The 12,784-nt window shown below is 44.2% G+C and carries 14 protein-coding genes; 1 reads left to right on the forward strand and 13 read right to left on the reverse strand.

From position 1 onward, the window contains the following. From KIS77_11110 to KIS77_11145, 8 genes are all read right to left on the reverse strand, one after another. Nucleotides 1-639, reverse strand: a complete 639-nt coding sequence (locus KIS77_11110) for a hypothetical protein (protein ID MCW5922885.1) — start codon at nt 637-639, stop codon at nt 1-3. Nucleotides 640-989: 350 nt separating this feature from the next. Then, entirely contained in the window at nt 990-2,465 is a 1,476-nt protein-coding gene (locus KIS77_11115; protein ID MCW5922886.1) for a T9SS type A sorting domain-containing protein, read from the reverse strand. A gap of 114 nt (nt 2,466-2,579) precedes the next feature. Beyond that, nucleotides 2,580-3,263, reverse strand: coding sequence for a hypothetical protein (locus tag KIS77_11120; protein ID MCW5922887.1), 684 nt, complete (start codon nt 3,261-3,263; stop codon nt 2,580-2,582). Beyond that, nucleotides 3,260-3,559 (reverse strand): hypothetical protein, encoded by a 300-nt coding sequence (locus KIS77_11125; GenBank protein MCW5922888.1) that lies wholly within the window; start codon nt 3,557-3,559, stop codon nt 3,260-3,262. Before KIS77_11125 ends, KIS77_11120 begins: the two co-directional genes overlap by 4 nt. A gap of 247 nt (nt 3,560-3,806) precedes the next feature. Continuing rightward, nucleotides 3,807-4,355 carry a hypothetical protein gene (locus KIS77_11130; protein ID MCW5922889.1) on the reverse strand — a complete coding sequence of 183 codons (549 nt, stop codon included), beginning with the start codon at nt 4,353-4,355 and terminating at the stop codon, nt 3,807-3,809. A gap of 5 nt (nt 4,356-4,360) precedes the next feature. Continuing rightward, a complete protein-coding gene (locus tag KIS77_11135) occupies nt 4,361-5,110 on the reverse strand; it encodes a T9SS type A sorting domain-containing protein (protein ID MCW5922890.1) in 750 nt (249 codons plus the stop codon). A gap of 64 nt (nt 5,111-5,174) precedes the next feature. Beyond that, nucleotides 5,175-6,287, reverse strand: a complete 1,113-nt coding sequence (locus tag KIS77_11140; protein MCW5922891.1) for a hypothetical protein — start codon at nt 6,285-6,287, stop codon at nt 5,175-5,177. A 296-nt stretch (nt 6,288-6,583) separates the two neighbouring features. Then, nucleotides 6,584-7,621, reverse strand: coding sequence for a hypothetical protein (locus KIS77_11145; GenBank protein ID MCW5922892.1), 1,038 nt, complete (start codon nt 7,619-7,621; stop codon nt 6,584-6,586). Here KIS77_11145 and KIS77_11150 point away from each other — a divergent pair. Further along, complete coding sequence (locus KIS77_11150) at nt 7,620-8,495, forward strand: IS5 family transposase (GenBank protein ID MCW5922893.1); 876 nt, start codon at nt 7,620-7,622, stop codon at nt 8,493-8,495. The two genes, KIS77_11145 and KIS77_11150, sit on opposite strands and share 2 nt — an antisense overlap. A gap of 447 nt (nt 8,496-8,942) precedes the next feature. Here KIS77_11150 and KIS77_11155 read toward each other — a convergent pair whose 3' ends face one another. From KIS77_11155 to KIS77_11175, 5 genes are all read right to left on the reverse strand, one after another. After that, complete coding sequence (locus KIS77_11155; protein ID MCW5922894.1) at nt 8,943-9,458, reverse strand: hypothetical protein; 516 nt, start codon at nt 9,456-9,458, stop codon at nt 8,943-8,945. Nucleotides 9,459-9,461: 3 nt separating this feature from the next. Next, the gene (locus KIS77_11160; GenBank protein MCW5922895.1) at nt 9,462-10,457 is read right to left on the reverse strand and encodes a hypothetical protein; all 996 of its coding nucleotides are present in this window, start codon (nt 10,455-10,457) and stop codon (nt 9,462-9,464) included. Nucleotides 10,458-10,476: 19 nt separating this feature from the next. After that, nucleotides 10,477-11,802: a hypothetical protein gene (locus KIS77_11165; GenBank protein ID MCW5922896.1), complete on the reverse strand. Its 1,326-nt coding sequence runs from the start codon at nt 11,800-11,802 to the stop codon at nt 10,477-10,479. A 159-nt stretch (nt 11,803-11,961) separates the two neighbouring features. Then, nucleotides 11,962-12,336 carry a hypothetical protein gene (locus KIS77_11170; GenBank protein MCW5922897.1) on the reverse strand — a complete coding sequence of 125 codons (375 nt, stop codon included), beginning with the start codon at nt 12,334-12,336 and terminating at the stop codon, nt 11,962-11,964. Beyond that, the gene (locus KIS77_11175; GenBank protein ID MCW5922898.1) at nt 12,333-12,782 is read right to left on the reverse strand and encodes a hypothetical protein; all 450 of its coding nucleotides are present in this window, start codon (nt 12,780-12,782) and stop codon (nt 12,333-12,335) included. Before KIS77_11175 ends, KIS77_11170 begins: the two co-directional genes overlap by 4 nt. Nucleotides 12,783-12,784: the final 2 nt, after the last annotated feature.

Below are 12,784 nucleotides of genomic sequence, written 5' to 3' on the forward strand. Positions count from 1 at the left end.
TCATAAAGGTTTGTTGTCTGGATTGTCGTACACATAGGTATTATAGTCCGGGCCATCCGTGGTAATGATCAAGTCGAACCCCGTTTGATAGCCTGGCGCCTGTTCGGCAAGTGCATGGATGTAATTCAGATATGGCTTGTCATAACTATTTACCCAAATGGTTCCTGCGTTGGGATCGGGATCATTGTTGTGATCCCATGCGAAGTTGTCCCTGACTTCAACATAGTTTGGCACAAATTCCACATGGATATTGCCGTAATGTGTCGGCACCGTCTGACAGCCGCAGTTCTCCTGCAGAAGTTGTTCAAGTCTTCCGTTCGCCTCGGTAAAAATCCTCTCCCAGTAGTCCATGTGATCGGGATTCGAGATGGAAAAATTGCCCTCCCCTCCCTCATTTTGAACAAAAACAATGTTCGTTCTAATTTTTAGTTTGCGGTCAATACCCTGCGGGACCATATCGTCGGCGTGGTTCGTCAGGAAGGAAGCAAAAGTGTTGTCGCAATTTTGCGGTGATGCGTATGCTTCGGAGGAATCTGGGTTGGGGTCTGTTCCGCAGGAAAAATCAAAGCCGGGTTGAGCAACAAGACTAAAAGTGAGGCCAAGGAGCCACAGAATCAAGATGAATTTTTTCTGTTTCATTGCATGAATTGTTTGCGAAGCTTGTCTTTCGGCTTCTGTTAAGAAACCCCTCTGTGGTTTTGGGTGGTCGGAGGGGAGTCATTTCCACCTTTGGCTCGTTCCAATTCGTGAAATACCCAATCTTGAATTTTGATCCTGAAAGCCAGATTGCTTGGATTGATATTTTTTTATGTTTATGGTTCGAGCCATCGGGGGCATGGACGACGTGGCGGCGGTTTATCCGGCGGCATGTCCGGCCATGCATAGTTAGTGGCATTCCCTTTTAGGCCTTCCGGTGTCGTTGCCGCTAACGGCGGCATGGCTGCCCGTACCGACGCTTAGGAGGTATGGACAGCCATGCAGAGTTAGCATTATTTATGAATTTTTACGAATTTGGAAGCGTAAATTTTTGATCTTTCATATACCCTTAAGAAGTAAAAGCCGGATGAAAGGCCACTTACATCAATAAAGCCAGTCTTTGTATTCCTTTCTGTAAAGACAATATTGCCAATCAAATCGGTTATTTCAAAATAGGCATCTTGAGCCAAATCCGTTTTGAAAAAAAGTTTGTCAGAAACTGGCACGGGAAAAATGTCCAACTTTTCAGTGGGCTTAAAAATGGAATTGGTACTGAGAACAGCATCACCTTCTTGGTCTAAAAACATGAAGAAGCCCTCAAAGCCCTCAGCGGAATGATAATTTACGGTAAAACCGCAAATCACAATGTTTCCATTTTCCATGAAGTCTATACCTTTCGCTTCATAGTAATAATCGTTGCCATAGCGCTTGTAAAGCACTTCTTCTCCTTCTACTAATTTTTTAACGTAAATGTAACTTTTTGTAAAATCGAAAGGTGTTTCCGGCTCGGCACCAGCAAGGAATATGGCAGGGTGTGAGGGAGTTGGGTAAGTCGCTTCGACCCCTTCTGTCCCCCTGTCCGATGTGGCATAAGTATCATGATCTTCAAACACGATTTTTGCGTTTTCTACCTTGACCGTTTGAATCGTCGGTTTCACTAACAGTGGAAAGTTTCCATAATAGCCGTCTCCAATGACTGCCATACGGTCACTCGTTACCTGCCGAACAACGTACCCTCGTAAAGAATAGTCATTGTCCGAATTGAAAGGGTCGAAATAATTGGTATTTCCTATGTCCACTACATTCAGGTTAGTGTCTATTATTGCACTGAGCGGGCTATTGTACCCGGTCACATAATAATACCCGCCTAAAAAAGCGAAATCTTTTAAATAGTGCAGTATTTCCAATTTTTGGGATTCTATACTGTCCATCCGCGTTACCTCTAACTGATGGTTGGGCCATACTTTTATCAAAGCATGGGATCTTGAGTTTTGACTATTGGTTGTAAAAAACGAAACAAAAAAAAGACGCTCGCTATTGTCGGGGTCAATGATAGCATGGGTGGACTCGATGTTGTGGCCCTCCACTGGCAAATATTTCAAATCAAGGGTTTCTACGAAATCGAAGTCTTGGGTGAATTGTGTGTTTATCAGAAAAACAGAGTCGTTTCGTTCCCCGATAAACAGGAGGTTAGGATAAGAGACTGCCCCATCCTGGATATTTGGCAATTTGGATACGGAATATTTGAGGTCAAAGGATGGGACAACAGGGTTTGTTATCATTTTTAACGAGCCGTCGTGCAAGTTAAAAGTGTGAAAACTATGCGTTATTTGACCGCCCAAGCCAATAGACAACAGCGTTACGCTATTGTTATCGCTGAACATCATTCTCTTGTAATAATGGCTAATGTTCAAATCTGGCACGTGGATGGTGTCTTGCGCAAAAGTACCGAAAGGGAGTAGTAGGGTGAGCAACAGAATTGATTTCATTGAAAAGCGAAGTTAAGGAGTGGCGCCACGCTCGGCTTGTGGTTAAAAGCCTACGATATCGCCACTCACTGATGAAAGTTGGAATCAGTCAGAATTGAAACCGAACAAGTTCCTTTAGCAGCAGCAATCGCAGCATTGTACGGCCTTCCCAACTCTGAATGTTATGTACCAATGATGACCGGCTGGCCCGCCAAAATGTGGCTCAAGCTTTGCAAACTTAACGTCAATGACATAGTAATTTGGCGGCAGCACCGAAAGCACTTCTGTCCAAATTTGACAATAGTAAAGGTTCATTTCGACACTTGATATACACAAAGGGTGTTGAATGCCTGGTTCATCGCGATACCACAGTGTGGGTGTCTGTTTCTCGATTACCCCATCTGCTATAGAGCCAGTTATTATTGTCGTGTTCCAGCCCAATAGCCCTATCTCTATTATGTCGGTAAAGTAATAGAAGTTGTCGGGTTGGGGGATGTTCGCCTTAAAGACCTTGGCAATCCTGCCAAGCCCTCCACACATGGCATCATAGGCATTGTCACAAAAAGTACCAGAAGCGCAGAACACTTGAGGTATCCCTCCATTTGGTCGGAGGTTGGCAGCACCTGGGAAACGTTCAATGGTGCAATTCCTTGCTTTTGCAAGCCTTGCAGGGAAAGTGGTACAACCACTTACCCCGTGAATTGTGTCGTTCATATTTGGCCCCTCTGCTTTCTCAGCGGCAAAGGCCAGTATTATCTTGTTTTCCCGAACATTTACGTCAATGTAATACGGCTTTTGATCCTGCTTCTGCGTAATCATATTTTGAACGAGACCGAACACTTCCGTTTGCTGGCTTCTGTGACCCCTTCTGCCGCAGAAAATAGTATTTCTTCATATACTGTCACCTCCTTCCTGTACTGTTTGCTTGCAAATTGAGCGTTTAGATTGGCTTCAAATGCCAAGGGTGTAATCTCCCCTGTCCTACCTGTTGCGGGCTGATTGACAGTTTCAGAGGCCGTGACTGAGATGCCGTCATAAGCGTTTTCCTCCTTACACGTTATGAATGCAAGAGAAAAGCAAAACAAGAGGGTGAAAAATGAAAAATAGTTTTTCATATTGATGTGGTTTTGACCTTTTTAGGTCTGTAAATGAAGCCCCGATTTTCAAAGTGGCCGAGGTGTTCCACCGTATAGAAAAAATCAGAATTTTTTCAATCGCACATCAGACTTATTTACGCCACCGAAAGTCGGACACTTTGTCTGGATTGGATTTGTATTATACTCTGATTGATGCTAACGGAGGCATGGCTGCCCGTACCGACGTTTAGGAGGTATGGACAGCCATGCAGAGTTAGCACATTTGTTATTTCCTGAAAATCCTACCCCTAAATGTCCCTTCCGTAATCCGAATCGTATCTGGTTGCTGCCCGGCGGGTGTCCAAAACTCATGCCGGACGACAGTACCTTGAAACTTGCCGCTGATGTCCCCTGTTGCAAGGTCAAGTTCGGTAATATCGAGGTAATTGTCGTCATTTTGCTCAAAAACGGAATAGTCTCCGGTTAGCACATCGCCATCGGATGTGTATTCACCATACGACAAGGAACAATGCACCTTCTGGGAAACATGCCGGCCATAATTCAGGGTCTGTCTGCCGGGGCGTATGGGGATGTGGTCAATCGTTATGTCGCTTCGAATTTCTCCTTTTTGATTAAAGTGAAAAATTTTAATGCCAATGCAGGAGTCTGGCTCGCAAAGTACAGTAGTGAAAAATATGCCGGGCTTGCCAGTCCATGCCACACCATTAAGTTTGGCGTGGCTTTCCCCGTAAAAACCGTACTCATCAAATAGCGACTCCTTTTTACAGGTTGCGAGCAGCAAGACAATCAGAAGAGTTGATGTTAGATTTTTCATGACTTTTATTGTTTGATTATTAACTTGTCGTATGTTTTTTGCCCTATTTTGAGTCGGAGCAAGAATGATCCGGCAGCAGCACCTTTTGTAGGCAATACTTCATGGTACTCACCTGCGCCCAATACTTGATTTATTTCTGCCACCATGATTCCCGTAACAGTATAAAGTTGGATGCTGACTTGCGACCCCTCCTCCAGCACAGTGAGCGAGACATTGAGGTTGTCGCTTGCTGGATTTGGATAAACTCTTACAGCCGCTCTGTCATCTTCTGATATTAGGTCGTTGGACCGATAGCAAGCGGCGTAGTCGGTGGGGGAAATGATGGTCACCGTGAAAAAGGCAAACTCCACATTTCCTAGCATATTCGTCACCCTGACACGCAAAAAAACATTCGAGCCAGTGTCATAATCGTTGGAATTTAAACTTATGGACTGTTGCGTGCCTGCAACCATCCCCCAGTTGATTCCGTCGGTTGAAACGTGCCATTCATAAGAATAAGGGGAACCCGACCCGGTTGCAATCGCATAGAAATCACCCCAAAATGGCTTACACAATAAATTTTCGCCCCAGATATACACGAGGAGTGGGAATATCGGATCAACAGGGTTATAGTTGGAAACAGTACAACCATTGTTTGTTCTTATCCACCGAGCATTGTCTCTTTCGTTTGAAATTCCTGTTGGATGCCCGTTGTGCGATACGTCTGGGTTGGAGTATCGCAACAATCTGGTGTTTTTGTTTCTGAGTTGGTGCATGATCGTGCTGTAGTTCCTCCATTTGCACAACCAGCACCGGCGCTCGCCCCAACCGTGGCCGTGCTCAAATGTGCCCATATCGTCGCATCTGCTTCCAGCATATGGCGCAAGTCTGATGCCTGCACCCGATTACATGGGCCAATTCGTGACTGAATGTAAACCTGCTGGTGAAACTATGGCCCTCAACGATCATGAAGGCCAGGTCTTCCATGGGATTGCCCAAGTTCGTAATAACCTGACCGGGGGTAGCAGGGTCGGGCATTTCGCCCGCAAGCCCCAATTGCTGACCATTTGAATACCCCGCGTCGGTGATGAGACAAACCACATCGGCCAAATCATCTTGACGCCACTGTGCTACATCATTGTCTGTCAGAAGGGTGACCATATCTTGCCTGATATCAAGCGGGTTTTCGTTAAAGCCTTCCCATTCCCTTGTATTTGCCCTTGCCACACAGACGTTTGATATTTGGCTGTTTGCGAAGGCTTGATTCGTTTGCGATATCCCAAGACTAACCATGTCGTTTATTCCATTGGCTCCAAATCGATCCTCTGCTGCCTGTGTGAACAGAAAAAGGACTCTGATAACACAAACGTTATCGCCAGTTCGGGACAAAACGGCTGTTTCTTGCGAGACGTATTCTCTTTCTGTTTCCTCTGGCGCCAAGCATTCTTGTTTGTCGGCAAAATAGTCTTCGCTTGTTCTGCCTAACATGCTATACTCCCCATCAATGGCCAAGATTTCGTAATGTGCTTCGTCAACGATGAAGTAGCCATATTTCCTGCCCCCAATTGCCTCTATCATGATTTCGCCACTTTGACACTGGCAGTCGCATGAATCACCCTCAAGCAACGTTCCATAATAATAGTAGTTTTGGTCGTCAATGTAGCGTGATACTTTTGGTGAAAACTCCAGTATTTGGCATTCCCCTTCTTGGTATTCATCAGTAGCAAGGTTAATTTGCAGATTACTGTTTTCGTTGACGCTTGAGGCCAAGGCATTGACCTTTATCAATTTTGTTGTTGAAAACCGTTCGATTTGGGATAGTAGGCTATAGGTCTGAAGTTGCTCAACACCCAACACGCCCGTGTTGGAGAATCTTTGGAGCAAGTCAGATTGCGCTTGAAGCAGATTCATTGTAGCTAGGAAGAGAAGCTGAAGAAGCGAGATTTTTTTCATAATAGCGTGAATTTTGCAGCCATGCGGCTGGTTGAATTCCTCATTTTTTAAGTGGTTTCGGATTGCCACCGTTATGCTTGCAAATCAGAGGAAAAACATCGGGGTGCCAGATCAATTTCTATTTTCCGAAAGCTGGTCCGCTTTGCCTGGCAGATCAGTTTTGTGGTCTGATTTGTGCTAACGGTTGGATGTGCGCAGTGCCGCCGTGCGTGGGCTTTGCGGGTGGGCTTTCGGCGGCATTGGCGCACATCCGTTGTTATCCCATTTTTTATATTTCGTTGATGGTGAGGCTTTTATCAATCCTTCTTCGCTCCCGGGGCGTTCTTGTTGCTGTACTTTTCCTTCTCCGTTTTGAGCGATGTGAGCCACTCGACGTACATCTGTTCGGGCATCTGTCGGTAGCCGAGTTTGTAGAGTTGCATATAAAGGCTGTTCATTTCGTCCCATTTTGCTTTTCCTTCTGGCATTGCGGTTACGTCTTTTAGGTAAGCGTATTTCATTTCCTTCTGCATGGCTTGCAGTTGTTTCAGGCGGGTTTCTGCTTTCAGAAGGATGGCGTTCACATAATCGGGGAAGTGTTTCAGGGCGAGGTCGCAGCATTCAATTACAAAGTTGCCGTCGTTGTCAGGGTATTTGTGGTTGTACCCTTGCGCCAAATCAAGTACACAAAGGGCGATGTTTTCCTTCTCGCTCAACGTGTCAAGGTAGATGCCGTTTTGGACGGATTGTAGCGAGATGTAGCCCGAAGCCATGAGCCATGCATCTATGGGGAAGGTTGCACTGGTGAGTTCGGTGTTGTACCAGCCGCCTTTTTGCGCTCTATGCTTGATATAAATATGATTTGGAGCGAGTGCAAGATGACACGGTATATTCAGTTTACTACAAATCATCTTGTAAAAAAATGGCATCGAATGACAATTGCCTTCGTGGGTTGCCAATAGTTTTGTTACGAACATTTTTGACCAACTGCCACTCCCAAAAATATCATCAAAGTCGTAATAAAATGGCATCAGAGTATCTATCCGTTGGCTATCAATCTTTACTGCTATCGTATCGGTCATCAGAGTAAATACGGAATAATACATTTGTATTCTCGCCTTGTCTGGTTTATCATATAAAATCGAACTGTTTAGGTAGATTTGATTTGCAATTTGTGCGTATGCATCAATTTGTCTTTCAAATTTATCAAAAGAGAGTACATTTTCATAATAGGCATTTTCAACAAGAAATAGGCTTTGTTGCACGGCTCGGCCTCTTGGAGTTTCGATTTTAAAAGGTTGAGCCGGTTGTCGTATCTTTGAGTTTGCGAAAAAAAAATCTCCAACGCGGCTCATGGCAAAGTTAGATAAATTGGCTCAAACCAACAAACCAAAAGATAAATATAAGGTTAAAAACTGGTCTGAGTATAATGCCGGATTGGTAAAACGCGGTAGTCTGACGCTGTGGTTTACGGATGAGGTGATCGCTTCATGGTATCACAGTGGCCCTAAACAGAGTGGCGGCCAATATGCCTACTCGGAGTCTTGTATTCGTTCCTTGCTATCCCTCAAGGTAGTATTGAATTTGCCATTTCGCCAGTTGGAGGGGTTTGCCAGTTCGATCATCAAATGGATGGGATTGGATTTGGATGTGCCTTGTTACACTCAGTTATGCCGTCGTCAAAAAGGCCTGGAGTTATCACTTGGGGTTAGTACTGGCCTTAAGCATAAGGAGGGGTTACACATCGTAATTGACAGTAGTGGACTGAAAATATTCGGCGAAGCCGAGTGGAAAGTGCGTAAACACGGGTATGGTAAGCGGCGAACGTGGCGAAAGATACACCTTGCATTAGATGAATCAAGTGGTGAAATAGTAAGCATGACACTTACGGGGCGCGACGAAGATGATGCCTCACAATTACTACCATTGCTTGACCAAATAGAAGCACAAGGTATTAAAGTGGGTAAAGTAGGTACCGACGGGGCATATGATACCGCTGAATGTTGGGAACTACTTGAAGCCCTGGAAGTGGAGGCCATTATACCACCCAGAGAGAATGCTGTATATTGGATAAATGACGAAGGTGAGTTAATTGACCATGCACGAAACAGGATATTAGAACAGATCGATCAGGGAGGGATGGAAGAGAATCGAAAGGGTTGGAAAGTTCAATCAGGATACCATCGAAGAAGGGCTTTGTTGCATGAACATTTTTTCTTTGGAAAATAGACGATTTTAATTCTGAAAATTTTTTAGCAAGCCGTTATTATGAAATTTATTTGGAAAAAATCAATCTGGCCAAATTTTATTTATTCATGCAACAAAGCCTCGAAGAAGCATCAGTGAGAATGGTTTTTTTAGATGGAAAATGATTTTAGGAGAAAAAATGTATGCACGAAATGAGGAACATCAACAGACGGAGGCCGCTATTAAGTGTGCCGTCCTCAATAAATTCATACAAGTGGCCAGACCAAAATCGGTTAAGGTCGCCTGAACCAAGCGCCGGGAAGGGGAAATCTATGCTAACCCGGAGTCATGCAACAAAGCCCAAGAAATACGGCAGATGTAAAATCTGCTTTACTTCTGCCTTCTAACATATCATCCAGTTTTTGTCTGGCTTGCATATAGTGATTTCCTTGCGCCAGCGAGAAAGTAGACGAGAGCAATAATACTGCCTTAATGAGAAACTGTACTTGCATAAAAAGAATTTAATAGTTTAGGCAGTTCTTTATCAAGCAATTTCTGTTCCCCAGAAACTGTTAGTTCTAAGCAAATCGTTTTAGAGCCAACACTAACCTGCTTTATAATTATCGCAAGGTAATTGGAAGTATTTGAATTGTCAATAAATTTGATTAAGTAAGTGCCTCCTCTTATTTCTTTATCAAGAATACCCCCTGCTTCTTTGTACATCTTCAAGGAATGGTCTAAATTATTTTGCGTTAGGCTAAGACTGAAATCGACTTTATGCCTTTTCTTTCGAGATGTGAAATTGTAAACCAAAAATTCAGGTGCTTCACTTCGTTTAATGGTTTGAGGGGTAATTTTGACCTTATATGGCAAGTCAATTTCGAACCGTACCTTTTCGCTGAACTCTCTTTCAAAGAAAGGGTCAATAGTTGCCTTGCTCTGAGCCAAGACATAATGAGATGACACATAGCAAAAAACGATGAGTATAATTATTTTTTTTGTCATGTTTTATTCTTTTTCTTTACGTTGTTTAACTGTTGTTTTATTGTAGTATCCGTCCTGTGTAACTGTAACAATTACTCTTGTTCCTCCGACCTCAAAAACAGTAGGTCTGATTTCAAGTTGCGGGTTACTTACGTTTCTTAAATCCTCCCCTCTCGTACTACCACTTACTCTGTTTTCGGCTTGAATTGCTTTCCCATGAGCACTCGGAAAATCACTATTCCCATTTATCTGCTTGTCATGTTGTTCGGTAATTTCATGCGCAAGTTTACTTTGAGCCGAAACTGCATTAGGCACCCCTGACGTATTCGTAACATTCTCAAACGCTGCTAAATCTTTCATGTCAATCGCTTGGTCTTCAAACGAACCAACTACCACATTATCGTCACCATTTAACACGTTGATTTCGACTTTGCCTTCGGCTGATACCGATTGGTTGAGTACATCATAAAACCCTTTCACTTGGTCAGATGCCCCTGAAAAGTCCTTGCCTTCAACTGCTGTCAAGGATACTTTACCTTTCTTGTCAATCGAAGCGGTGTAGTAACCACCTAAACCTTCGTTCAATTGTCTTTGCAAATTCGCCTTGTCTTCACTTTTCGTATCTTTGTTTTTGAAGGCAAAAATCAAGTCCATGCCGTCAGGGTCAATGAAAATCAATGGATTGTCAGCCACAAAGTTATACGGCGACCAATTAGGGTACTTCGCCGCCAACGGGTCGGGCGACAGCCACCTGCTCACCACCTCAGCCTTCAAATTGTACTCGCCGTAAAGCGTATCATCCTCAATGACGGTGACGACCTCGCCCGTCACCCGGTTGAACATCACCGAGCCAAAACGGAAAGTCGTGTCGTTCGGGAAACTCTCCTGATATTTCCCGTTGCTCAAAGTCAAGACCTTGACCTTGATGCCCAGTTCTTCAAAGGGCTGTATTGGCTCGTGCTGAGCGAAAAGGCTTGCTGTGAAAAGCAAAGCGAATGCGGATGTCAATAACTTTTGCATATTCTATGGATTTTTAATGTTAAGGTCTTATGATTTCTTTTGGTTGCCCGCCCTTCTCCGTCTCGAAGTACTTCAACCACCGCTCGTAAGCGTCCTGTGGCATTTCCTCGAAGCCAATCCCGTCAATCTGCCCGTAAACCTCGTGCATTTTCAGGAACAGTTCGTAGGCTTTCGGAAATTCGGGGAGCCGCTCGACGGGCGGTCTGCCCAACTGGTCAATGACGTAAAAGAACAGATAAGTCTGGTAGTCCGATTTCAGTTGCAGGGCATACACGTTGTTCGGGCTGTACTCCAACGACTTTTCGAGGCAGTTTAGCACGAAACTGTCAAAACCGTACTTGATGGCGTAGCCTTTTGCCATGTCCGCAAGGCAGGCGGCAATCACTTCACACTTTCCCATGGTATCCATGTAGATACCGCTCCGCAACGCCTCCGCCTTGATGTAGCCCGAACTCTGCACCCAAACGTCTGTTGTGTAATGCCCATTGGTTGCCTCGTAGTTCAAAATATTGCCCTTGCCGTCGTCCACCTTGATGTAACTGTGCGAGGGCGAATAAGATAGCCACGCTTCAACCCCAATTTCCTCCGCCAAAATCAGGTACAAGAGCGGCATCGAATGGCATTGCCCCTTGCCGCTGCCCATGAGTTTCGTCACAAACTGCTTCGACCAGTCCTGTTTGCCCCAAGGGTCTTCAAAATCGTAGCCGTAGGGTTTGTGCGTTAGGGTCACCTTTCCTTTTTCGTCCTTTAACTGTGCTGTATCTGCCAAGAATTGGCGCAATCCCCATTTCTTGGCGGTCGGCTTATTGAAGTCGTAGCCGTTCTGCTCGATGTATGTTTTGATGATGTCGGCACTGCTCGAAATGTCCGCCGAAAACCAGTCGTAGGTCATACGGTTGTCGAAGTAGGCGTTCTCGGTCAGGAAAACCGCACGTTTCAGGTTGCAAGGCTTTTCGCCTTTCAGCATTTGGTTTATTTCATCGAATGCTTGGCGGTAAAATTCTGTCCCTGCAACTTGGGTTTGGTCGGGGAATTCGTATTTCACCTCTCTTGGGTTCATGTCCCGCTCGATTTCCGCTAAAAATTGCTGCTGTTGCAATCTTCTCTGCTCGTGCTGCTGCACCTCTTGCATCATCATTTCGTTGTTCCTTTGAACTTGGGCGTTCGGTGTAAATGGGTTTACTGTTCCGGGCATCTGTTGCTGCGGAAAACCTACAATCACTTGCGGCGCAAGCGTGGCGGGCTGCGGCGGTTGCGGGATGGGTATTCCCGGGGTGGGCGGCATCTGCCCGATTGCCTTCAACGAGGCGCAAATCATTATCGCTGTGAGTGTTTTATATTTCATTCTTCATCTTTTTTATTTCATTGTCAAGTGTTTTTATATTATATTTTTATTGTTTTATTTTTTAATTTGGGATAACGGTTGGATGTACGCTGTGCCGCCGTGCGTTGGGCTTGCGGGTGGGGCTTCGGCGGCATAGGCGTACATCCTTTGTTGGGCGATTTATTTACTACGTTTTAGGTAACAATCATTCGTAACACCATGTGTGTTTATTATTTTCAATTTTTTTTCTTTAATTAAATACATATCTTTGAGGGGTTGGTCTGTGTTTTTTATAACTGGTCTTAGGCTTTCACGCCTCTCTTCAAATTTACTTGATGTGAGGAAGAGGGTATCTTTTATTACTTTCCATTTTCCTATAACTAATTCGTCATTATAGGCTAAAAAATATTGAAATGTACTGTCTTTATTTATTTGCAGTTTTACTGCGGTTAAATCATTAATCCTGCATGTACTGATATACATACCTGATGTCAACCTATTGCCTACACATCCAAAAAATGAAAGTATAGAAAGCATTGTGATTATTTTCTTCATGGCTTCTTCTTGTAGTAAGTTACACCATTTACACGAAAAGCGTGTCCTGTTACATTTGAAAATCGTTGGAGATGTTTTGAGGGGTCAGATGCGGCAAGTGCTGCGCTTATTTCAGAGATATTTGTATAATTGTAAGGTCCTTCTGCTACGTTTTTGTAGTCGGAAGGAAGACTTCCGGTGGTGCTGTACCTGTCGCCACCAAAAATTGCACCTCTCGCATACCCTTCTAGTTCGTCCTGTTTATCGTATAGTAGATTTTTATGTGCTACTCCTGAAATTTCAGGACCAATACTATAACTTCCTGTTTCAAATTGATAAGCATGTTTCAGTTCATGTGAAAACAATCCCATGCTTGATTTGGGCATAGTTATTACAAAGTTGCCTGTTGAAAAATCAAAACCTGCTCCTGCTCTGTCAGTTCCACTATCACTAAACCCGCTTCCCATTT

The sequence above is a fragment of the Saprospiraceae bacterium genome, assembly GCA_026129545.1.
Lineage (GTDB): Bacteria > Bacteroidota > Bacteroidia > Chitinophagales > Saprospiraceae > M3007.

Coding starts and splice junctions, on each gene's coding strand:
- KIS77_11120 (MCW5922887.1), bottom strand. CDS start 3,263: ATGATTACGCAGAAGCAGGATCAAAAGCCGTATTACATTGACGTAAAT.
- KIS77_11130 (MCW5922889.1), bottom strand. CDS start 4,355: ATGAAAAATCTAACATCAACTCTTCTGATTGTCTTGCTGCTCGCAACC.
- KIS77_11125 (MCW5922888.1), bottom strand. CDS start 3,559: ATGAAAAACTATTTTTCATTTTTCACCCTCTTGTTTTGCTTTTCTCTT.
- KIS77_11135 (MCW5922890.1), bottom strand. CDS start 5,110: ATGCACCAACTCAGAAACAAAAACACCAGATTGTTGCGATACTCCAAC.
- KIS77_11175 (MCW5922898.1), bottom strand. CDS start 12,782: ATGGGAAGCGGGTTTAGTGATAGTGGAACTGACAGAGCAGGAGCAGGT.
- KIS77_11140 (MCW5922891.1), bottom strand. CDS start 6,287: ATGAAAAAAATCTCGCTTCTTCAGCTTCTCTTCCTAGCTACAATGAAT.
- KIS77_11155 (MCW5922894.1), bottom strand. CDS start 9,458: ATGACAAAAAAAATAATTATACTCATCGTTTTTTGCTATGTGTCATCT.
- KIS77_11110 (MCW5922885.1), bottom strand. CDS start 639: ATGAAACAGAAAAAATTCATCTTGATTCTGTGGCTCCTTGGCCTCACT.
- KIS77_11165 (MCW5922896.1), bottom strand. CDS start 11,802: ATGAAATATAAAACACTCACAGCGATAATGATTTGCGCCTCGTTGAAG.
- KIS77_11115 (MCW5922886.1), bottom strand. CDS start 2,465: ATGAAATCAATTCTGTTGCTCACCCTACTACTCCCTTTCGGTACTTTT.
- KIS77_11160 (MCW5922895.1), bottom strand. CDS start 10,457: ATGCAAAAGTTATTGACATCCGCATTCGCTTTGCTTTTCACAGCAAGC.
- KIS77_11170 (MCW5922897.1), bottom strand. CDS start 12,336: ATGAAGAAAATAATCACAATGCTTTCTATACTTTCATTTTTTGGATGT.
- KIS77_11145 (MCW5922892.1), bottom strand. CDS start 7,621: ATGAGCCGCGTTGGAGATTTTTTTTTCGCAAACTCAAAGATACGACAA.
- KIS77_11150 (MCW5922893.1), top strand. CDS start 7,620: ATGGCAAAGTTAGATAAATTGGCTCAAACCAACAAACCAAAAGATAAA.